This window comes from Geodermatophilus sp. URMC 64 (genome assembly GCF_053502555.1).
The window spans coordinates 749,229-770,480 of record NZ_CP199955.1 but is presented as its reverse complement, the minus strand read 5'-3'; the positions used below and the strand labels follow the sequence as shown (position 1 = coordinate 770,480).

Below are 21,252 nucleotides of genomic sequence, written 5' to 3'. Positions count from 1 at the left end.
GGGGGGCAGAGGCCCAAAGGACCCCCACCGCAGGGCCCATCGGATCAGCCGCGCGGGGTCACCCGGAGCACCTGGTCGTCGTCGCCGTTGTCGGTGGTGACGTACAGGTCGCCGTCCGTGCCGAGCTGCACGGTGCGGATCCGGCCGTGCGTGCCCTCGAACTCGGGCAGCCGGAACTGCTCCTGGAGGGCGCCGTCGCCGGCCAGCCGGAGCGCCAGGACGCCCTCGCCCTTGAGGACGGCGACCAGCAGCAGGCCGTCGTAGGCGCTCCACTGCTCGCCGTCGAGGAAGGTGCCGCCGCAGGTGGCGATCGTCTCCGAGCCCGACGACCACACGGCCGGGACGGCGCCGGGGATCTCCGGGTCGGTCATGGGCACGCTCTCGTCGTAGCTGCCGTCGGCGCCGTTCGGGTCGTAGCCGTAGTTGGCGCCGGGCTGCAGCAGGTTGACCTCGTCGTCGCGCGTCGTGCCCTGCTCGACGGCGTAGACCTGGTCGGTTCCGGGCCGGACGGCCAGTCCCTGCACGTTGCGGTGCCCGAAGGTCCACAGGAAACCTTCCGCGCCGCCGCCGGGGAACGGGTTGCCGGCCGCCGGCCGCCCGGTGGCCGCGTCTATGCGCAGCACCTTGCCGGCGAGGGTGTCGCGGTCCTGCGGGTTGCTGCCGCGCGCGTTGTCGCCGGTGCTCACCAGCAGCGCCCCTGTCGGGTCGAAGCGCAGCCGGCACCCGCCGTGCCGCCCGGAACTGCCGTTGACCGGGATGCCGCCGAGCAGCGGGTCCGCGACGCGGGTGGCGCTGCGCCAGCCGTCGTCGACGGTCCAGGCGATGACGGCGATGTCCGGCGTCTCGCCCTGGCGGCCCTGGCAGGTGTAGAAGCGGCGGTTGTCCGCGAAGGCGGGGTCGAGGACCAGGCCCATCAGGCCGGTCTCGCCGCGCGCGAACAGGTCGTCGAAATCGGCTGTGACCTCCTGCACCGTCCCGTCGGGCAGGAGGGCGGTGAACCCGCCGCCGCGCTCGTCGAACAGCAGCGTCCCGTCGGGGGCCTGCGCGACGTCCCACGGGTGGTCCAGGCCGTCGGCCACGACGGCCACGTCGAGGGCCGGCGCGGTGGGCGGAGCGGACGTGGGCGGCGGCTGCGCGCTGGTCGTCCCCGCGGCCGCGGGGTCGCCGGAGTCCGACCCGGCCGTGCACCCGGCGAGCACCACCACCGCCCCCACCAGCGCGAAAAGGGTCCGCATGGACCCAGGATGCGTGACGGTCAGCTGGTGCGGGTCACGACATAGTCACAGAGTGCCGAAAGCGCCTCCCGGACGTCACCCGTTGGGATGACGGCGAGCCGCTCCCGCGCCCGTTCGGCGTACTCCCCGAGGACGGCGGTGGCGCGGGCCAGGGCGGCCGAGGAGCGCAGCGCCGCCAGAGCCTCCGCGTGCTCGGCCTCACCGGTGATCGGGCCGGTGACCAGCTCACGCAGCCGCGCCTCCGCGGGGTCGTCCCCGGCCAGGGCGAAGAGCACCGGCAGGGTGGCGACGCCCTCCCGCAGGTCGGTCCCCGGCGCCTTCCCGGAGGCGCCGTCGGCACTGACGATGTCGAGCAGGTCGTCGGAGATCTGGAACGCCACCCCGACCTCCTCGCCGAAGGCGGTCAGCGCGGCCACCAGCGGTTCGTCGACGCCGGCGAAGGCGGCCCCGAAGCGGGCGGAGGTCGCCACCAGGGAGCCGGTCTTGTCGGCCAGCACCTCGAGGTAGTGGGCGATCGGGTCCTCGCCGGCCTGCGGGCCCACGGTCTCGCGCAGCTGCCCGGTCACCAGCCGCTCGTAGGTGCGTGCCTGGATGCGCACCGCGTCGGGGCCGAGGTCGGCGAGCAGGTTCGAGGCGCGGGCGAAGAGCAGGTCCCCGGTGAGGATCGCGATGCTGTTGCCCCAGCGGCTGTTCGCGCTGGGCGCCCCGCGCCGCAGGGCGGCCTCGTCCATGACGTCGTCGTGGTACAGCGTGGCCAGGTGGGTCAGCTCGCAGACGACCGCCGCGCGGACCACCTCGGGCGCCGTCGGGTCGCCGAGCTGCGCGGCCAGCAGGGCCAGCATCGGCCGGAACCGCTTGCCGCCGGCGGCCATGAGGTGGCCGGCGGCCTCGCGCACGAAGGGGTGCTCGCTGCCGACGGCGCCGACCAGCGCCGACTCCACCCGCGCCAGCCCCTCCGCGAGCGACTCGCCGAGGGCGCCGTCGGGCAGCCAGGGGCCGATGGTCGACGCCGGCGTGGAGATCCGGTGCCTGACCTCGGCGGAGGTGCCGCCGTCGAGGGCGGTGCGGGCTCCGGTCATCAACCGACGAATCTAGCCGCCCGATCCGCGAGGTCGAGCACGGACCCGGGGACGATCCCCAGGACGAGTGTGGCCGTCGCGGTGATCGCCAGGACGATCGTCGTCGGCAGGCCGGGCACGCCGACGGTCGGGCCCTCGGCGGCCGGCGCCGAGAAGTACATGAGCACGATGACCCGCAGGTAGAAGAACGCGGCCACCGCGCTGGCCAGCACGGCCACCACGACCAGCGGCCACGCCCCCACCTCGATCGCCGCCCGGAAGGCCGCGAACTTCCCGGTGAAGCCGGCGGTGAGCGGGATGCCTGCCAGCGAGAGCAGGAACAGGCTCATGACCGCCGCGGTCACCGGCGAGCGCTGTGCCAGCCCGGCCCACTGCGACAGGTGCCCGGCCTCCCCGTCGCCGTCCCGGACCAGCGTGAGGACGGCGAAGCTGCCGATCGTCGTCACGCCGTAGGTCAGCAGGTAGAAGATCGTCGCCGAGAGGCCCGAGCCGTCGCCGCCGGAGCCCAGGCCGATCACACCGGTGAGCAGGAACCCGGCGTGCGCGATCGAGGAGTAGGCCAGCATCCGCTTGAGGTCGGTCTGGGTGAGCCCGAGGACGGCGCCGACGACCATCGAGACGATCGCGATGCCGTAGACGATCGGCCGCCAGGTCCACTCGCTGGTGCCGAAGCCGACGTAGAGCAGCCGCAGGATGGCGCCGAACGCGGCCACCTTGGTGCAGGCGGCCATGAACGCGGTCACGGGCGTCGGGGCGCCCTGGTAGACGTCCGGCGTCCAGGTGTGGAAGGGCGCGACGCTGGCCTTGAACATCAGGCCGACGATCAGCAGCGCCAGGCCGAGGACGAGCAGGATGCCGGTGTCCGCGGTCGCCGCCTCGCGGATCGTCGCCAGCCGCACGCTACCGGTGGCGCCGTAGACCAGCGCCAGGCCGTAGAGGAAGAACCCGGAGGCGAAGGCGCCCAGCAGGAAGTACTTGACCGACGCCTCCTGCGACAGCAGCCGGCGCCGCCGGGCCAGGCCGCACATCAGGTACAGCGGCAGGCTGAGCACCTCGAGCGCCACGAACATGACCAGCAGGTCGTTCGAGGTGACGAACAGCATCATGCCGCCGAGGGCGAAGGTCGCCAGCGGGTAGACCTCGGTCTGCACACGCTGCGCGGTGAGCAGCTCCCGGTCGCGGGGGCTGCCGGCGGGGATCGCGGCCACGGCGACGAACGCCGACCGCGCCGGGTCCAGCGACCGCTCGGCGAACATGAGGACCGACAGCGCGCCCAGGGCGGTCAGCAGCGCCTGCAGGAACAGCCCGGGGCCGTCGACGGCGAGCGCCCCGCCGGCGGTGACCTGTCGTGTGCCGGCCAGCAGCAGGGTGGCGACCAGGCCGCCGAGGGTCCCGACCAGCGCCACCACGACCTGCACGGTGTGCCGGGTCTGCCGGGGAGCGAAGGCCTCGACCAGCACGCCGACGCAGGCGGCGCCGAAGACGAACAGCAGCGGCGCCAGGGCCGCCACGGAGACGGACGGCGCGGAGATGTCGGGCATCAGTTACCCCGCTCGGAGGTCGGTGCGGCGTCGGTGGTGGAGGGCGTGATCCCGTCGGGCGCGCCGACGTCGCTCATCGTGGCGCTCACCGCGGGCCGGATCAGGTCGATCAGCGGCTGCGGGTAGACGCCCAGGGCGATGATCAGCGCGATCAGCGGGGTGACGACGGCGAGCTCACGGCGGTTGAGGTCCGCGACGCGCAGGCGCGGGGTGGCCGCGGGCGCCTCGAGGACCGCGGTCGCGCCGGGGGTGGCCGGCGCCGTCCCCTCGCGCGGGGTCACGTCGTCCGGCTCGAGCAGCACGCCGCGGGGCGGGCCGTGCATGGTCCGCTGGTACATGAGCAGCACGTAGATCGCGGCCAGGATGATGCCGACGGTCGCCAGCACCGTGAAGACCGGCCGGACCGGGAAGGCGCCCAGCAGCGTGAGGAACTCGCTGACGAAGCTGTTGGTGCCGGGCAGCGACAGCGTGGCCAGGCCGGCGACCAGGAAGCTGCCGGCCAGCAGCGGGGCGAACCGGGCCACGCCGCCGTAGTCGCGGATGTCCCGGGAGCTGCCGCGGTCGATGAGCATCCCCACCACCAGGAACAGCAGCGCGATGGTGATGCCGTGCATGACCATGTACAGCACCGCGCCGGTGGCTGCCTCGGTGGTGAAGGCGAAGATGCCCAGCGCGATGAAGCCGAAGTGCGAGACCGACGTGTAGGAGATCAGCCGCTTCATGTCGCTCTGCCCCATCGCCAGCAGCGCGGCGTAGAGGATGCCCGCGACGGCGAGGCCCAGCACCCAGGGCGCGAAGTCGCGGGAGGCGTCGGGGAACAGCGGCAGGCAGTAGCGGATGAACCCGAAGGTGCCGACCTTGTCGAGGACGCCGACGAGCAGCACCGCGCCGCCGATCGGCGCCTCGGCGCCCGCGTCGGGCAGCCAGGTGTGCAGCGGCACCAGCGGCGCCTTGATCGCGAAGGCGACGAAGAAGCCCAGGAACAGCAGCTTCTGCACGCCCGGGTCGATGTCGAGCTGCCGCAGCGCGTCGAACGCGAACGTGCCCTGCCCCAGCTGGCTGTTGCTGACCACGAACAGCCCGATCACCGCCGCGAGCATGACCAGGCCGCCGACCAGGCTGTAGACGAAGAACTTCATCGCGGCGTACTGCCGGCGCGGCCCCCCGAAGCTGCCGATCAGGAAGTACATCGGGACGAGCATCGCCTCGAAGAAGACGTAGAACAGGAACACGTCGGTCGCGGCGAAGACGCCGACCATCGCCGCCTCGAGCAGCAGCAGCCAGGCGAAGAACGTGCGCATCGACCGGTTGCCCGGCGAGGTGTCCCGCCAGGAGGCGAGGACGGCCAGCGGCACGAGGACGCCGATGAGCAGCAGCATCGACAGCGCGATGCCGTCGACCCCGAGAGCGAAGTCCACGCCGAACGACGGGATCCACGAGACCGAGGTGGTCAGCTGGAACCGCTCGCCGTCCGGATCGAAGGCGACCGTGGCCAGCACCGCCAGCAGCAGCACCACCAGGCTGACGCCGAGCGCCACCTGCTTGGCCAGCTCCTCCCGGCCCTTCGGCAGCGCGAGGACGACCGCGGCCGCCACCGCCGGCAGCACGATCATGAGCACGAGCCAGGGGAAGTCACTCACGGGGGGCGCCCTTTCCGAAGACGTTGCTCGTGCTCATCCGGCCGTCACCGCCAGCAGCGCACCGGCCACGATCACGGCGCCGCCGAGCATCCCCAGCGCGTAGCTGCGGACGAAGCCGGTCTGCAGCCGGCCCAGCCGGGAGGAGGAACCGCCCATGGTCGCGGCGAGGCCGTTGACCGCGCCGTCCACACCGCGGTTGTCGAAGAACACCAAGGCGCGGGTGAGCCACTGGCCGGGCCGCATGAACAGCGATTCGTTGACCGCGTCGGCGTAGAGCGCGTTGCGGGCCGCCCGGACGACCGGGCTCACCCGCGCCGGCGCCACGACCGGCACCTCGCGGCGGCCGACGAACAACCAGGCCAGCAGGACGCCGAGCAGGGCCACGACGGTGATGCCGACCCCGAAGGTCAGGGGGGCGATGACGTGCTCGCCCTCCTCGGGCTCGCCGAACACCGGCGCCATCCAGTCCGAGAGCGGGAAGACCTCGACGAGCAGGAAGCCGGCGGCCACCGACCCGACCGCGAGCACGACCATCGGTAGCGTCATCACCGCAGGGGACTCGTGCGGGTGCACCCCCTCCTCCCACCGGGGCCGGCCGAAGAAGGTCATGAGCATCAGCCGGGTCATGTAGAAGGCGGTCAGCCCGGCACCGAGGACGGCGGCCCCGCCGAGCACCCAGCCGATGACGTCCCCGCGGTCGAAGGTCGCCTCGATGATCGCGTCCTTGGTCCAGTAGCCGGACAACGGGATGATCCCGATCAGCGCCAGATAGCCGGCGAAGAAGGTCCAGAAGGTGACCGGCAGCTTCTTCCTCAGCCCGCCGTAGCGGCGCATGTCCACCGAGTCGTTCATGGCGTGCATGACCGACCCGGCGCCCAGGAACAGCCCGGCCTTGAAGAAGCCGTGCGCGTACAGGTGCGCCAGGGCGGCCACGTACCCGACCGGGCCCAGCCCCGCCGCCAGGAACATGTAGCCGATCTGGCTGACCGTCGAGTAGGCCAGCACCTTCTTGATGTCGTCGTAGGCGCACCCGGCGATGGCGCCGATCAGCAGCGTGACCGCGCCGACGGCCAGGACGACGGTGCGCGCCGTCTCGGTCTGGTCGTAGATCGGCGCCGAGCGGGCGATGAGGTAGACGCCGGCGGTGACCATCGTCGCGGCGTGGATGAGCGCGGAGACCGGGGTCGGGCCCTCCATGGCGTCGGGCAGCCACGCCTGCAGCGGGAACTGGCCGGACTTGCCGCAGGCCCCCAGCAGGAGCAGCAGCCCCAGGGCGGTGAGGGTGCCGCCGGTGAGCAGGCTCGCGTTGCCGAGCACTCCTTCGAAGGACGTCGTCCCGAGCTGGGCGAACATCACGAAGATCGCCAGCGCCAGCCCGACGTCGCCGACGCGGTTCATGATGAACGCCTTCTTCGCGGCGGTGGCCGCGGCCGGGCGGGTGTACCAGAACGCGATCAGCAGGTAGGACGCCAGGCCCACGCCCTCCCAGCCGACGTAGAGGGCCAGGTAGCTGTTGCCGAGGACGAGCAGCAGCATCGCCGCGACGAACAGGTTCAGGTACGCGAAGAACCGGCGGCGGCCGGGGTCGTGCGCCATGTAGCCGATCGAGTAGATGTGGATCAGCGAGCCGACCCCGGTGATCAGCAGGACGAACGCCATCGACAGCGGGTCGAGCAGCAGCCCGGCGCGGATGTCGATCGAGCCGGCCGACAGGAAGGTGAACAGGTCCACCCCCACCGAGCGCTCGTCGACGTCGGCCAGCTGCAGGGTGCAGGCCAGGCCGAGGACGAACGCGGCCAGCACCGTCGCGGTGCCGAGCAGGTGACCCCAGCGGTCGGTGCGCCGTCCGCCGAGCAGCAGCACCGCGGCACCGGCGAGCGGCAGCACGATGAGCAGCCAGGAGGCGGCGAGCAGCCCGGTCGCGGGCAGCGCTTCAGGCACGGCGCTTCTCCATGAGGTAGACCCCGGTCAGTACTTGAGGAGGTTGGCGTCGTCGACCGAGGCGGACCGGCGGGTCCGGTAGATCGACATGATGATCGCGAGGCCGACGACGACCTCCGCGGCGGCCACGACCATGACGAAGAACGCGATGATCTGGCCGTCGATGGTGCCGGTCGCACGGGCGAAGGTGACCAGCGTCAGGTTGACCGAGTTGAGCATCAGCTCGACGCACATGAACACGACGATCGCGTTGCGCCGCACGAGGACGCCGACGGCGCCGACGGTGAACAGGATCGCCGCGAGCACCAGGTAGTGGGACAGCGTCATCGTTCGTTGCTCCCGATCCCTGGGCCGCGGGGATGCCCGGGCCCAGTACCTCCGGGCAGCCCGCTGGGCGTCCCCTCGAGGGTGCCGAGGGCGTCGTCCGGGCTGCCGAGCTGCCGGCGCCCGGTGGGCCGCGGCAGCTCCTCGACCGGCACCGGCTCGATGCCGGTGGCGAAGCTGCTCTCGGCCCAGTCACCGTCGGGCAGCCGCGCCGGCGTGGCGACCGAGTTCCCGCGGGCGTAGACGCCGGGGCCAGGGAGCGTCTGCGGCCGGTCGGTGAGGAACCGCGCCCGCGAGAGCTCCTTCTGGGTGCGCCGGGTGCCGGGCTCGCGCTCGATGTGCGCGAGCACCATCGCGCCGACCGCGGCGGTGATCAGCAGCGCGCTGGTCACCTCGAAGGCCAGGAGGTACCGGGTGAACAGCAGCGCGGCGATCGCCTCGATGTTGCTCACGTCGCCGCCCTGGACGGCGTCCAGTCCGGTGGCCGTCGTGTCCCGGGTGGCCTCGGCGATCCCGGCGCCGACCAGGCCCGCGAAGCCGATGCCCAGCACGGTGGCCGCCACCCGCTGCCCGCGCAGGGTCTCCACGACCGAGTCGGAGGAGTCGCGGCCGACCAGCATGAGCACGAACAGGAAGAGGATCATGATCGCGCCGGTGTAGACGATGATCTGCACCGCGCCGAGGAAGGGCGCCTCCTGCGTCACGTAGAAGACGCCCAGGCAGAGCATCGTCACGACGAGGAAGAGCGCCGAGTGGACGGCGTTGCGGGCGAACACCATGCCCAGCGCCCCGAGCAGGGCGAGCGGGCCGAGGATCCAGAAGACGACGGCCTCGCCGTCCCCTAGTCCGACCGTGGTGTCGGCGGCCGCGGCGAGGAGCGTCACGTGGCATCGCCCCCCCGCTGCCCCGCCCGCCCGGCCGCCCCGACGACGTCGGGCTGCGGACCGGAGCCGGAGTCCACGGCGCGCACGTAGTAGTCCTTCTCGTCGTCGCCGAGCCGCATGGGGTGCGGCGGGGCCTCCATGCCCGGCAGCAGCGGCGCCATGAGCTGCTCCTTGGTGTAGATCAGGTCGCGCCGGTTGTCGTCGGCCAGCTCGAAGTCGTTGCTCATCGTCAGCGAGCGGGTCGGGCAGGCCTCGATGCACAGCCCGCAGAAGATGCAGCGCAGGTAGTTGATCTGGTAGACGCGCCCGTAGCGCTCACCGGGCGAGTAGCGCTCGTCCTCGGTGTTGTCGCCGCCCTCGACGTAGATGGCATCGGCCGGGCAGGCCCAGGCGCACAGCTCGCAGCCGACGCACTTCTCCAGCCCGTCGGGGTGCCGGTTGAGCACGTGCCGGCCGTGGTAGCGCGGCTTGGTCACCTTGGGCTCGAACGGGTACTCCTCCGTCGTCACCTTCTTGAAGATCTGCGCGAAGGTGACGCCGAAGCCCTGCCCCGGCGCGGGCAGGATGCTGCGCTTGGCCGGGCGGCCGTCCTTCGACGGGCGCGCCACCTCGCCGCCGCTGCGGCGTGCGGGGGTGTTATCGGTCATCGTCGCCCTCCTCGGCAACGGAGGTGCCGCGCCGGCCGGTGCTCACGACGGCGCCGTCGGGGCGCGCGGTCGCGCCGACGGTGGGGCGCAGCCGCGGGGACGGCGGCACGACGAGGTCCATCGGCGGGATCGGGAACCCGCCCTCGGAGCGGCTGGGCGCACCGGTCGGCCGGCGCCGCGGCCCGGTGGGCGGCAGCACCTGCGGCTCGGGTTCGGGCTCGGTGGCGTGCACGGACCCGGCCGCCGCGGCGGCCGCCATCTTCCGGGCGCCGGCGTTGCTGACCCGCCCGGCCAGCAGCAGCGCGGCCAGCACGACGATCGCGATGGGCACGCCCACGTAGAGCGCGACCTCACCGGTCTCGAGGTTCGCCTCGCGGGAGATGGTGCGGATGGTGGCGACGGCGAGGATCCACACCAGCGCGACCGGTACGAGCACCTTCCAGCCGAAGCGCATGAACTGGTCGTAGCGCAGCCGCGGGAGCGTGCCGCGCAGCCAGATGAACACGAACAGCGCGACGACGACCTTGAGGAAGAACCAGAGCATCGGCCACCAGCCGGTGTTCGCGCCGTCCCAGATCGAGATCGGCCACGGTGCCCGCCAGCCGCCCAGGAACAGCGTCGCCGCCAGCGCCGAGACGGTGACCATGTTGATGTACTCGGCGAGGAAGAACAGCGCGAACTTCAGCGAGGAGTACTCGGTGTGGAAGCCGCCGACCAGCTCGCTCTCGGCCTCGGGCAGGTCGAACGGCGCGCGGTTGGTCTCGCCGACGACGGCGATGCAGTAGATGACGAAGGAGACCGGCAGCAGGACGGCGAACCAGCTGGGGCCGGTGAGCGTGGCGCCGAAGAAGTTCAGCTCGTTGCCGTTCGCCTGCGCCGCGACGATCTCCGAGGTCGACATCGTGCCGGCGTAGAGGAACACCGCGACGATCGACAGGCCCATCGCGATCTCGTAGCTGACCATCTGCGCCGCGCTGCGCAGGCCGCCGAGCAGCGGGTAGGTCGAGCCGGAGGACCAGCCGGACAGCACGATGCCGTAGACGCCCATCGCCGAGCAGGCCAGGACGACGAGCACGCCGATCGGGGCGTCGGTGAGCTGCAGCGGCGTCCGGTGGCCGAACAGGCTCACCGTCGGGCCCAGCGGGATGACCGAGAAGGCCAGGAAGGCCGGGACGGCGGCGATGACCGGCGCCAGGAAGTAGACCGGCTTGTCGGCCAGCGCCGGCATGATGTCTTCCTTGAACGCCAGCTTCAGGCCGTCGGCGAGGCTCTGCAGGTAGCCGCGCGGGCCGACCCGGTTGGGGCCGATCCGCTGCTGCATGCGGGCGACGACCTTGCGCTCGAAGACGATCGCGAACAGCGTCATCACGACCAGGACCACGAAGATCCCGACGATCTTGATGAGCACGATCCACCAGACGTCGTGCCCGAAGTCCTCCAGCGTGGGCTGGTTCTCCGCCGCGAGCAGGTTCATGCCGTTCCTCCGACGCTGAGCTTCACGACGCCGCCCGGGCCGGTGCCCAGCTGCGCGCGGACCTCGCTGCCGGGCGCGCGCATCGGCAGCCAGACCACCTGGTCGGGCATCTCGGTGATCCGCACCGGCAGGCTGATCGCCCCGGCCGGCCCGGTGACCGTCAGCCGGTCGCCGTCGGCGAGGCCGAGGCGGCGGGCGGCGTCCTTGCCGACGCGGGCCACCGGCGGCCGGGCCGTGCCGGCCAGCTCGGGCTCGTCGCGCTGCAGGGTGCCGACGTCGAGCAGCTGCCGCCACGAGGCCAGCAGCGCCTCGTCCTCGGCGAGCTCGGCCCCGGCGTGCGCGGCGACGGCGGGGACGGCGGCCTCGCCGGTGCGGGCGGCGCCCAGCGAGGCGAGCTCGGCCCGGGCGGTCTCGACGGTCGGCAGCCGGAGGTCGACGTCCAGCTCGTCGGCCAGGCCCTGCAGCACCCGGCCGTCGGTCAGCAGCCCGGTGCCGTGCAGCGTGGCGTCGAACGGGCGGGCCCGGCCCTCCCAGTCCAGGTAGGTGCCGGCCTTCTCCGGCGCGGCGGCGACGGGCAGGACGACGTCCGCGACCTCGGTGACCGCGCTGGGGAACAGCTCCAGGCTGACCACGAAGCCCGCGGCCCGCAGCGCCTCGGCGGCCAGCGCCGGGTCGGGCAGGTCGGCCGGATCGACGGCGCCGACGAGCAGGCCGGCGAGCTCGCCGTCGCGGACGGCGGTCAGGATGCCGGTGGTGTCGCGGCCCGGGGTGGCCGGCATGTCGGCCGGGTCGGCGCCCCAGCGGACGGCGACGTCGGCGCGGGCGACCGGGTCGGCGACGGTGCGCCCGCCCGGCAGCAGGGTCGGCAGCGCGCCGGCCTCGACCGCGCCGCGCTCGCCGGCCCGCCGCGGCACCCAGCCGACGCGGGCGCCCGTGGCGTGGGCGAGCGCGGCGACCGCGGAGAAGCCGCCGGGGATCTCGGCCAGCCGCTCGCCGGCCAGCACGATCGCGCCCGGCTGCCGCAGCGCCTCGACCGCCGCGCCGCCCCAGCTGCCGTCGGCGAGGGCGGCCAGCGACCGCGCCTCCGCGCCGGGCAGCGTGGTGAGCACGGTGGCCCGCAGCTTCTCGGCGGCGCGGGTGGCGAACGGGGCGAGGTCGAAGACCGCGAGGCCGCCCTTCCGCACCGCCTTGCGCAGCCGCAGGAAGACGATCGGCGACTCCTCCTCGGGCTCGAACGCCACGAGCAGCACCGCGGGCGCCGCCGCGAGGTCGTCGTAGGTCACCCCGCCGGTCCACGGTCCCGTGCCGGCGATCTCGGCCTCGAGGAACGCCAGCTCCTCGGGCGAGTGCGCGCGGGCGCGGGCGTCGACGTCGTTGGTGTGCAGTGCGAGCCGGGCGAACTTGGCGTAGGCGTAGGCGTCCTCGAGGGTCAGCCGGCCGCCGGGCAGGACGCCGACCCCGCCGGCGGCCCGCGCCTCCCGCAGGCCCTCGGCGGCCGCGGCCCACGCCTCCGGCCAGGAGGCGGGCTCGAGCACGCCGTCGCGGCGGACCAGCGGGGTGGTGAGCCGGTCGTTGGACGTGGCGTAGCGGAACGCGTAGCGCCCCTTGTCGCAGTTCCACTCCTCGTTGACCGCCGGGTCCTCGCCGGCCAGCCGGCGCTGCACCTTGCCGCGCCGGTAGTCGGTGCGCTGCGCGCAGCCGGAGGCGCAGTGCTCGCAGACGCTGGGCTCGCTGCGCAGGTCGAACGGCCGGGCGCGGAAGCGGTAGGCGGCGCTGGTCAGCGCGCCGACGGGGCAGATCTGCGTGGTGTTGCCGGAGAAGTAGGACTCGAACGGCTCGTCCTCGTAGATCGCGACCTGCTCCAGCGCGCCGCGCTCGAACAGCTCGATGAACGGGTCGCCGGCCACCTGCTGCGAGAACCGGGTGCACCGCGCGCAGAGCACGCAGCGCTCACGGTCGAGCAGGATCTGGGAGGAGATCGGCAGCGGCTTGGGATAGGTCCGCTTGACGTCGACGAACCGGCTCTCGGTGCGGCCGTTGCTCATCGCCTGGTTCTGCAGCGGGCACTCGCCGCCCTTGTCGCAGACCGGGCAGTCCAGCGGGTGGTTGATGAGCAGCAGCTCCATCGTGCCCTGCTGCGCCTTGTCGGCGACCGGGCTGGAGAGCTGGGTCTTCACGACCATGCCCTCGGTGACCGGCATGGTGCAGGAGGCGACCGGCTTGCGCTGGCCCTCGACCTCGACGAGGCACTGCCGGCAGGCGCCGATCGGCTCGAGCAGCGGGTGGTCGCAGAACCGTGGGATCTGCACGCCGATCATCTCGGCGGCGCGGATGATCAGGGTGCCCTTGGGGACGGCGACGTCGAAGCCGTCGATGACGCAGTGGACGGCGTCCGGCGGCGTGTGCGGGCCGGGGACCCCCGGTGGTGTGGCGGGCGCCGGGACCGGCGACGTGGGCTGGACGGTCATCAGGCGGCTCCGACCTTCACCGGCTCGATCGGGAGGCTGCGGCCCAGCCGGGCCTGCTCCTCCGGGGGCAGCAGGGCGACGTAGTCGTCCTTGAAGTACTTCAGGGAGCTGGCGATGCAGCTGGTCGCGCCGTCGCCGAGCGCGCAGAACGAGCGGCCGAGGATGTTGTCGCAGGTGTCGACCAGCAGGTCGAGGTCGGCCGCCGTCCCCTTGCCGTGGACCAGCCGCTCGAGGATCTGGACCAGCCAGTAGGTGCCCTCCCGGCACGGGGTGCACTTGCCGCAGCTCTCGTGCGCGTAGAACTCGGTGAACCGCAGGGTGGCCTCGACGATCGAGTCGGTCTCGTCGAACACCATGAGCGCGGTGGTGCCGAGCATGGAGCCCGCCGCCGCGACGGAGTCGAAGTCCAGCGGGACGTCGAGGTGCTCGGCGGTGAAGTACGGCGTCGACGAGCCGCCCGGCGTCCAGAACTTCAGCTCGTGGCCGGGGCGGACACCGCCGGCCATCTCCAGCAGCTCGCGCATCGTCGTCCCCATCGGGGCCTCGTACTGCCCGGGCCGGACGACGCGGCCGGACAGCGAGTAGATCTTCGGGCCGGGCGACTTCTCCGGGCCGAACTCCTTGAACCAGTCGGCCCCGCCGCGGACGACGAACGGCACGCTGGCCAGCGTCTCCACGTTGTTGATCACCGTCGGCGCGCCGTAGAGGCCGGCGACCGCCGGGAACGGCGGCTTGAGCCGCGGCTGGCCGCGGTAGCCCTCGAGCGAGTCGAGCAGCGCCGTCTCCTCGCCGCAGATGTAGGCGCCGGCGCCGGCGTGCACCACCAGCTCCAGGTCGTAGCCGGAGCCGAGGATGTCGCGGCCGAGGTAACCGGCCGCGTAGGCCTCCTCGACGGCGCTCACCAGCCGGCGGTGGGCGTGCACCGCCTCGCCGCGGACGTAGATGGCGGCGAAGTGTGACCGGATCGCGTAGGCCGCGATGATCACGCCCTCGATCAGCGAGTGCGGGTCGGCCATCATCAGCGGCAGGTCCTTGCAGGTGCCCGGCTCGCCCTCGTCGGCGTTGACCACGAGGTACTTGGGCATCGCGGCCGGACCGGTCGGGGTCTCCCCCGGCTTCGGCTGCGGGATGAAGCTCCACTTCATGCCGGTGGGGAAGCCGGCGCCGCCGCGGCCGCGCAGCCCGGAGTCCTTGACCATCGTGACCAGCTCGTCGGGCGTCATCGTCAGCGCCGTGCGCAGGCCGACGTAGCCGTCGAGGGACTCGTAGGTCGACAGCCGCCAGGAGCGGTCGGCGTCCCAGCGGGAGGTGAGCACGGGGGTGAGGGGCACGGGGCTCAGGCCTCCTTCTGCGGGCCCTGGCCGGAGGTGCCCGGCTCGGTGCCCGCGGGGGTCTCGGTGCCGGTCTGCGCCCGCTGCTCGGAGGTGCGGCGTCGGCCGTACTCGGCACCCTGGTCGGGGTGGGCCTGTGCGGCGCCGGCCGCCTCGGCGGGGTTGTCGGCGGTGGCGACGCGGGCGTCGGCCGCCTCCTTCTCGGGCGTCTGTCCGGTGCTGCTGGTGGGCCGGGTGGCGGCGCGCGGCTCGCCGACGAGCCGGCTGTGCCCGGGGTCGTCCGGGTTGTCGGCGCCCGGCAGGAACGGCGCCGCCTCCCCGCGCTGGGCGGCCAGGCGCACGCCGACGAGGGTCGGGCCCAGCTCGCCGGGCGCGTCGATCGCGGCGTCGCGGGCGGCGGCGTCGGCGTGCTGGGAGAAGCCGGCGAGCTGACGGCTGATGCCCCGGAAGTCGGTCAGCGGGGCGCCGCGGGTGGGGTGCGGCTTCTCGCCGCGGCGCAGCGCCGCGACCAGCGCGCGGGCGCTCTCGACGTCCTGCTGGTCGTAGAACTCGTAGTCGACGGTGACCACCGGCGCGTAGTCGCAGGCGGCGAGGCACTCCGCGTGCTCGAGCGTGACCGAGCCGTCGGCGGCGGTCTCGTCGTGGTGCACGCCGAGGTCCTGGCACAGCGCGTCGAAGATCCGCTGCCCGCCGAGGACGGCGCACAGCGTGTTGGTGCAGACGCTGACCAGGTGCCGGCCGGTGGGCCGGCGCTTGTACATCGTGTAGAAGGTCGAGACGGCGCCCACCTCGGCCTTGGTCAGCCCCAGCTGCTCGGCGCAGAACGCCACGCCCTCGGGCGAGACGTAGCCCTGGTAGCTCTGCACCAGGTGCAGCATCGGCAGCAGCGCCGAGCGCGGCACCGGGTAGCGGGCCATGATCTCGGCGGCCTCGGCGCGGGCCCGCTCGGGGATCTCCGGGAGGTCCGCGGGGGCGGGCTCGACCGGGCTCGAGTCGAGCCCGGTGACCGCCGTCCCCTCGGCCGAACCGGGGAGCGCACTCACGACGCCTCCTCGCTGACGCTCGTCGACGTCGTTCGTGGCACTGCTGTGTTCCTGGATGAGCTCGCAGGCTCGCTCATCTATCAACACCACCCATCACCGGGTCGATCGACGCGATGGCCGCGATGACGTCGGCGATCATGCCGCCCTCGCTCATCGCCGCCGTGGCCTGCAGGTTGACGAAGCTGGGATCGCGCACGTGCACGCGCCACGGCCGGGTGCTGCCGTCGCTGACCACGTGGTAGCCGAGCTCGCCGCGGGGCGACTCGATCGGCACGTACACCTGGCCGGCCGGCACCCGGAAGCCCTCGGTGACCAGCTTGAAGTGGTGGATCAGGGCCTCCATCGACTGGCCCATGATGTGCTTGACGTGCTCGAGGGAGTTGCCCAGGCCGTCGGGGCCCAGGGACAGCTGCGCCGGCCAGGCGATCTTGCGGTCCTCGACCATGACGGGGCCCGGCTCGAGGCGGTCGACCGCCTGCTCCATGATCTTGAGCGACTCGCTGATCTCGGCCACGCGCACCAGGTAGCGCCCCCAGGCGTCGGAGGTGTCGGCGGTCGCGACCTCGAAGTCGTAGGTCTCGTAGCCCAGGTAGGGCTCGACCTTGCGCAGGTCCCAGGGCAGACCGGCGGCCCGCAGGACGGGACCGGTGGAGCCGAGCGCGACGCACCCGGTGACGTCGAGGTAGCCGACGTCCTTGAGCCGGCGCTGCCAGATCGGCTGGGCGGTCAGCAGCTTGTGCAGGCCGGCCACCCGCTCGGGCATGATCCGCAGGAACTCGCGGAGGTGCTCGACGGCGCCCTCGGGGAGGTCCTGGGCGAGGCCGCCGGGGCGGATGTACGCGTGGTTCATTCGCAGGCCGGTGATCTCCTCGAGCAGGTCGAGGCAGATCTCCCGCTCGCGGAAGCCGTTGGTCATGCCGGTGAGCGCGCCGAGCTCCATGCCGCCGGTGGCCAGCGCGACGAGGTGCGAGGCGATCCGGTTGAGCTCCATGACCAGCACCCGGATGGTCTGGGCACGCTGCGGGGCCTCGATGCCGAGCAGCTTCTCCACCGCCAGGCAGTACGCGGCCTCGTTGAACAGCGGGGACAGGTAGTCCATCCGCGTCACGAACGTCGTGCCCTGGGTCCAGTTGCGGTACTCGGTGTTCTTCTCGATGCCCGTGTGCAGGTAGCCGATGACCACCCGGGCCTTGGTGACGGTCTCGCCCTCGAGGTCGAGCACCAGCCGGAGCACGCCGTGGGTCGACGGGTGCTGCGGGCCCAGGTTGACCACGAGCCGCTCGGCCTCGATCGGGTCGGCGCCGAGCGTTTCGTCCCAGTCGCCGCCGGTGACGGTGTAGACGCGGCCCTCGGTGGTCTCGTAGGAGCCGGCGTACGGATCGGATGTCGCGGTCATGAGTTCTCCCCGGTCACCGGTAGGCGCGGCGGGTGTCGGGCGGCGGGATGGTCGCGCCGTGGTACTCCACGGGGACGCCGCCGAGGGGGTAGTCCTTGCGTTGCGGGAAGCCGTCCCAGTCGTCGGGCATGAGGATCCGGGTCAGCGCCGGGTGGCCGTCGAAGACGATCCCGAACATGTCGTAGGTCTCCCGCTCGTGCCAGTCCGCCGTCGGGTAGATGCCGGTGACGGAGGGGACGTGCGGGTCCTCGGCGGTGACCGCCACCTCGAGCCGGATCCGGCGGCGGTAGGTCATCGAGGTCAGGTGGTAGACGGCGTGCAGCCGCGGGCGCTCCGGCGTCGCCGCCGGGCCGCCGCTGTCGAGGTAGTCCACGCCCGAGACGCTGGAGAGCAGCTCGAAGCGCAGCGCCTCGTCGTCCCGCAGCGCCTGGACCAGCGTCAGCAGGTGCTCCCGGACGACGAAGTAGGTGATCTCGCCGCGATCGACCAGCACGCGCTGCACCGCCGCGTCGTACGTGGCCTGCCCGACGGCCTCGATCAGCGCGTCGGTGACCTCGTCGAAGTAGCCGCCGTAGGGCCGGTCGGTCGAGTGCAGCGCGACCGCGCCGCCGGGCTCGACGCGGACCAGGCCGCCGAAGCCGGAGGTGTCGCCGCTGCCGCTGACGCCGAACGCGCCCTTGCGGAAGCCGCCGCTCGGCGCGGTGGCGCCCTCCGACGCCTCGTCCCGCCCGCTGCGGTCGCCGGGCCCCGTCATCGCTGCATCTCCCGCTCGACTCCGGACTCGTTCCGCTCCTCGGTCGCTGGCGCTCCCTGCGATGCTCGCTCGTCCGTCGTCATCGCCACGCCTTTCCCAGCCCCGTGGGCCGCTCTTCGGGCAGCAGCACGGCGTTGCCGTTGCGCTGCTCGATCGCGAATTGGCCGGTGCGCCCCTCGGCCGCCGCCTGCTCGTAGGCCCGCCGCAGCTTCTTGTCGGCGCGCACCGTCGACGGCATCTCGACCAGGAGGTCCTGGGCGGTGCCGTCCTCCTGCTCGCGGGCCAGCTGGCGCGCCCGCTTGGCGCCGAGCGGCTCGTTCATGATCTTGTGGTGCAGCTTGAGGATCGCGTCGGTGAGCATCTCCGGCCGCGGCGGGCAGCCGGGCAGGTACATGTCCACGGGGACGATGTGGTCGACGCCCTGCACGATGGCGTAGTTGTTGAACATCCCGCCCGAGCTGGCGCACACGCCCATGGCCAGCACCCAGCGCGGCTCCGGCATCTGGTCGTAGATCTGGCGCAGGACCGGCGCCATCTTCTGGCTCACCCGGCCGGCGACGATCATCAGGTCGGCCTGCCGCGGCGAGGCGCGGAAGACCTCCATGCCGAACCGGGCCAGGTCGTAGCGGCCGGCGCCGGTGGCCATCATCTCGATCGCGCAGCAGGCCAGGCCGAACGTGGCCGGCCACAGCGAGGACTTGCGCGTCCAGTTCACGAGCTTCTCGACGGTCGTCAGCAGGACGCCGCCGGGGAGCTTCTCTTCCAGTCCCATCGTGTTGCCTCTCCGGGTCCGTCAGTCCCAGTCCAGCCCGCCGCGACGCCAGACGTAGGCGTAGGCGAGGAAGACGGTGGCGATGAAGACGACCATCTCGACCAGCCCGAACACCCCGAGGGCGTCGTTGGCGACGGCCCAGGGGTAGAGGAAGACGATCTCGATGTCGAAGACGATGAAGAGCATCGCCGTGAGGTAGTAGCGGACCGGGAACCGGCCGCCGTTGAGCGGCTGCTCGACCGGCTCGATGCCGCACTCGTAGGCCTCGAGCTTGGCCCGGTTGAACCGGCGCGGCCCGACGAACGGGGCGACGGTCACCGAGAACAACGCGAACGCGGCGGCGAGCGCGAACAGCCCGAGGATCGGGACGTAGGTCGAGAGCATCAGCGGCACCCTACGGTGAGGTCGATCACGTTCCGGTAAACGGCGGGGCTCGCACGCAGCGTGTCGACATGTATCCGGCCTGTGAGATAGACCACGTCAGACCGCCGGGGCGAGTCGGTGGAGGACGTCGAGGGCGCGGTCGACGCCGTCGCCGCGCCGTCCGTCGCTCAGGTTGCCCATGAGCCGCAGCGCGCCGCGGACCAGGGCGGGCCGCTTGAGCCCGTGCGCGGTGGCGAAGCGCACCAGGTCCGGCCGGGCCAGCAGGGCGAGGAAGACCGTGCCGAGCCGGTGGTGCGCCCCGTACTCGGCGCGCAGCCGCTCGGGATAGCCGCGCAGGACGGCCTCACGGGCCGGGCCGGCGGGGCGGGCGAGCGCCACGACGGCGGTCTCGGCGGCCATCCGGCCGGTCTCCATCGCGTAGCTGATGCCCTCGCCGTTGAACGGGTTGACCGTGCCGGCGGCGTCGCCGGCCAGCAGCAGCCCGCGGGTGTAGGCCGGCCCGCGGTGCAGCGCCATCGGCAGCCCCGCCCCGCGCACGGGCGTGACCGCGTGCTCCTCCCCCAGCTGCCACTCGGCCGGCAGGGTCGACAGCCAGCGGCGGAGGACCGCGCGGTGGTCGGTCTCCCCCGACCGGCGGGTGTCGAGCAGGCCGAAGCCGACGTTCGCCGTCCCGTCGCCCATGCCGAACGACCAGCCGTAGCCGGGCATCGAGTCGGCGTCGGGACCGTCGGCGGACAGGTCGAAGGAGATGTCGAGGTAGTCGTCGTGCGTCCGCGGCGTCGCGACGTAGCGGCGGACGGCGACGCCGAGCGGGCGGTCCTCGCGGCGGACCAGCCCCAAGAACTTGGCCAGCCGGCCGGAGAGCCCCTCGGCGGAGATCACCAGCGGTGCGCGCCAGGTGACCGGCTCCCTGCCCGGGCCGGCCTGCGCGCGCACCCCCGCCACGCGGCCGGCGTCGTCGAGCAGCGGCTCGGTGACGGTCACCTCGTGGTGGACCCGCGCGCCGGCGGCGGCCGCGTGCCGGGCGAGCATCGCGTCGAGGTCGCGGCGCGGGCGGACGAGGCTGTAGCCGGGCCAGCGGTCCAGCGTCGGCCAGTCGACCTCGACGACCTGCCCCCCGCCGAAGACGCGCAGCCCCTTGTGGCGGACCCAGCCGGCCGCGGGTGAGGTGTCGATGCCCATGTCGTCGAGCGCCTTGACCCCGCGCGGCGTGAGGCCGTCGCCGCAGACCTTCTCGCGGGGGAACAGCGCCTTCTCGAGGACGACGACGTCCAGGCCGGCGGTCGCCAGGGTCCAGGCCGCGGCCGAGCCCGCCGGGCCGGCGCCGACGACGAGCACGTCGGCGCGCGGCTGCCCAGGCCCGGGCACGTCGGTCGTCGGCACCGCACACCCCTTCTCCCGGCACTGAGGGCCTCCGGCCTTGTGAAAAGGTTCACAAAGTCTGCTGTCCCGAGTCTAGGCCCGGATGTGTCGCAGGGAACACCGACCCCCGGGAACGACCCGGGGACGGCCCAGGGACGGTCAGCCCTGGAAAGCCGCGCCCAGGGCGGCGCGCACCTCGTCGTCGCTGGTCGGGGAGAAGTCGGCGTACCCCTGGCCGACGGCGGAGAAGGCCTCGGGGGACCACAGGCACACCACGTCGTCGACCAGTGGCGCGAGGTCGGCGCAGGTGTGCGGCGAGCCGACGGGCACCGCGACCACGACCCGCGACGGCTGCGAGCGGCGGACGGCGGCCACGGCGGCGCGCATGGTCGCGCCGGTGGCCAGTCCGTCGTCCACCACGACGACGGTGCGGCCGCCCAGCGGGACCGGCGTCCGGCCGTGGCGGTAGGCGGCCTCCCGGCGGCGGAGCTCGGTGAGCTCACGCTGCCGGACGGCCTCGAAGCTGGCCGGGTCGACGTCGACCCGGGACAGGACCGCCTCGGTGCGGACCGCTTCGACCGCCTCGCCGGCGGCCGCGATCGCGCCCATGGCCAGCTCCGGCTGCCAGGGCAGCCCCAGCTTGCGGACGGCGACCACGTCCAGCGGGGCGGAGAGGGCGGCGGCGACCTCGGCGGCCACGATCACCCCGCCGCGGGGCAGCCCGAGGACGACGACCTCGCCGGGGCCCTCGGCCAGCCGCGCCGCGAGCTCCGCGCCGAGCGCGCGACCGGCCTCGTGCCGGTCGGCGAAGGGCCTGCGCCGCCCCATGACCGGCTCCCGGGTTACACCGGCTGCGGGCCGGAGGGCGGCGGTGCGGTCGGGTCTGTCGGGTTCGGCACCGGCGTGGGCGGCGCGGGTGCAGGCGGCGGCAGCGGGTCGATCGGGGTCGGCGGCTGCGGAGCCGGCGACGGATCGGG

Annotated in this window: 18 protein-coding genes; all 18 read right to left on the bottom strand. The window is 73.1% G+C overall.

What is annotated here, in order from left to right; genetic code table 11:
• Positions 1-44 precede the first annotated feature (44 nt).
• Entirely contained in the window at positions 45-1,235 is a 1,191-nt protein-coding gene (locus tag ACWIYF_RS03840; protein ID WP_448626796.1) for a PQQ-dependent sugar dehydrogenase, read from the bottom strand.
• A gap of 20 nt (positions 1,236-1,255) precedes the next feature.
• On the bottom strand, positions 1,256-2,314 hold the full coding sequence (locus ACWIYF_RS03835; protein ID WP_448626795.1) for a polyprenyl synthetase family protein: 1,059 nt from the start codon (positions 2,312-2,314) through the stop codon (positions 1,256-1,258).
• Positions 2,314-3,855 carry an NADH-quinone oxidoreductase subunit NuoN gene (gene nuoN, locus ACWIYF_RS03830; RefSeq protein ID WP_448626794.1) on the bottom strand — a complete coding sequence of 514 codons (1,542 nt, stop codon included), beginning with the start codon at positions 3,853-3,855 and terminating at the stop codon, positions 2,314-2,316. Before nuoN ends, ACWIYF_RS03835 begins: the two co-directional genes overlap by 1 nt.
• On the bottom strand, positions 3,855-5,495 hold the full coding sequence (locus ACWIYF_RS03825) for an NADH-quinone oxidoreductase subunit M (protein WP_448626793.1): 1,641 nt from the start codon (positions 5,493-5,495) through the stop codon (positions 3,855-3,857). Before ACWIYF_RS03825 ends, nuoN begins: the two co-directional genes overlap by 1 nt.
• 33 nt (positions 5,496-5,528) lie before the next feature.
• The gene (gene nuoL / locus ACWIYF_RS03820) at positions 5,529-7,436 is read right to left on the bottom strand and encodes an NADH-quinone oxidoreductase subunit L (protein ID WP_448626792.1); all 1,908 of its coding nucleotides are present in this window, start codon (positions 7,434-7,436) and stop codon (positions 5,529-5,531) included.
• Positions 7,437-7,463: 27 nt separating this feature from the next.
• On the bottom strand, positions 7,464-7,763 hold the full coding sequence (gene nuoK, locus ACWIYF_RS03815; protein ID WP_179715518.1) for an NADH-quinone oxidoreductase subunit NuoK: 300 nt from the start codon (positions 7,761-7,763) through the stop codon (positions 7,464-7,466).
• Positions 7,760-8,644, bottom strand: coding sequence for an NADH-quinone oxidoreductase subunit J (locus tag ACWIYF_RS03810; protein ID WP_448626791.1), 885 nt, complete (start codon positions 8,642-8,644; stop codon positions 7,760-7,762). The genes nuoK and ACWIYF_RS03810 overlap by 4 nt, the downstream gene beginning before the upstream one ends.
• Positions 8,641-9,291 carry an NADH-quinone oxidoreductase subunit NuoI gene (nuoI, locus tag ACWIYF_RS03805; RefSeq protein ID WP_448626790.1) on the bottom strand — a complete coding sequence of 217 codons (651 nt, stop codon included), beginning with the start codon at positions 9,289-9,291 and terminating at the stop codon, positions 8,641-8,643. Before nuoI ends, ACWIYF_RS03810 begins: the two co-directional genes overlap by 4 nt.
• Positions 9,281-10,765 carry an NADH-quinone oxidoreductase subunit NuoH gene (nuoH, locus tag ACWIYF_RS03800; protein WP_448626789.1) on the bottom strand — a complete coding sequence of 495 codons (1,485 nt, stop codon included), beginning with the start codon at positions 10,763-10,765 and terminating at the stop codon, positions 9,281-9,283. Before nuoH ends, nuoI begins: the two co-directional genes overlap by 11 nt.
• Entirely contained in the window at positions 10,762-13,233 is a 2,472-nt protein-coding gene (locus ACWIYF_RS03795) for an NADH-quinone oxidoreductase subunit G (RefSeq protein WP_448626788.1), read from the bottom strand. The genes nuoH and ACWIYF_RS03795 overlap by 4 nt, the downstream gene beginning before the upstream one ends.
• Complete coding sequence (gene nuoF, locus ACWIYF_RS03790; protein WP_448626787.1) at positions 13,233-14,564, bottom strand: NADH-quinone oxidoreductase subunit NuoF; 1,332 nt, start codon at positions 14,562-14,564, stop codon at positions 13,233-13,235. Before nuoF ends, ACWIYF_RS03795 begins: the two co-directional genes overlap by 1 nt.
• 5 nt (positions 14,565-14,569) lie before the next feature.
• On the bottom strand, positions 14,570-15,607 hold the full coding sequence (nuoE, locus tag ACWIYF_RS03785; protein WP_448626786.1) for an NADH-quinone oxidoreductase subunit NuoE: 1,038 nt from the start codon (positions 15,605-15,607) through the stop codon (positions 14,570-14,572).
• A 73-nt stretch (positions 15,608-15,680) separates the two neighbouring features.
• Positions 15,681-17,003 carry an NADH-quinone oxidoreductase subunit D gene (locus ACWIYF_RS03780; protein ID WP_448626785.1) on the bottom strand — a complete coding sequence of 441 codons (1,323 nt, stop codon included), beginning with the start codon at positions 17,001-17,003 and terminating at the stop codon, positions 15,681-15,683.
• 13 nt (positions 17,004-17,016) lie between these two features.
• A complete protein-coding gene (locus ACWIYF_RS03775) occupies positions 17,017-17,757 on the bottom strand; it encodes an NADH-quinone oxidoreductase subunit C (protein ID WP_448626784.1) in 741 nt (246 codons plus the stop codon).
• Between the two features lie 79 nt (positions 17,758-17,836).
• A complete protein-coding gene (locus tag ACWIYF_RS03770; protein WP_448626783.1) occupies positions 17,837-18,529 on the bottom strand; it encodes a NuoB/complex I 20 kDa subunit family protein in 693 nt (230 codons plus the stop codon).
• A 21-nt stretch (positions 18,530-18,550) separates the two neighbouring features.
• Positions 18,551-18,913: an NADH-quinone oxidoreductase subunit A gene (locus tag ACWIYF_RS03765; RefSeq protein ID WP_448626782.1), complete on the bottom strand. Its 363-nt coding sequence runs from the start codon at positions 18,911-18,913 to the stop codon at positions 18,551-18,553.
• A gap of 96 nt (positions 18,914-19,009) precedes the next feature.
• Entirely contained in the window at positions 19,010-20,296 is a 1,287-nt protein-coding gene (locus ACWIYF_RS03760) for a geranylgeranyl reductase family protein (RefSeq protein WP_448626781.1), read from the bottom strand.
• Positions 20,297-20,434: 138 nt separating this feature from the next.
• Positions 20,435-21,103: a phosphoribosyltransferase gene (locus ACWIYF_RS03755; protein ID WP_448626780.1), complete on the bottom strand. Its 669-nt coding sequence runs from the start codon at positions 21,101-21,103 to the stop codon at positions 20,435-20,437.
• Positions 21,104-21,252 lie beyond the last annotated feature (149 nt).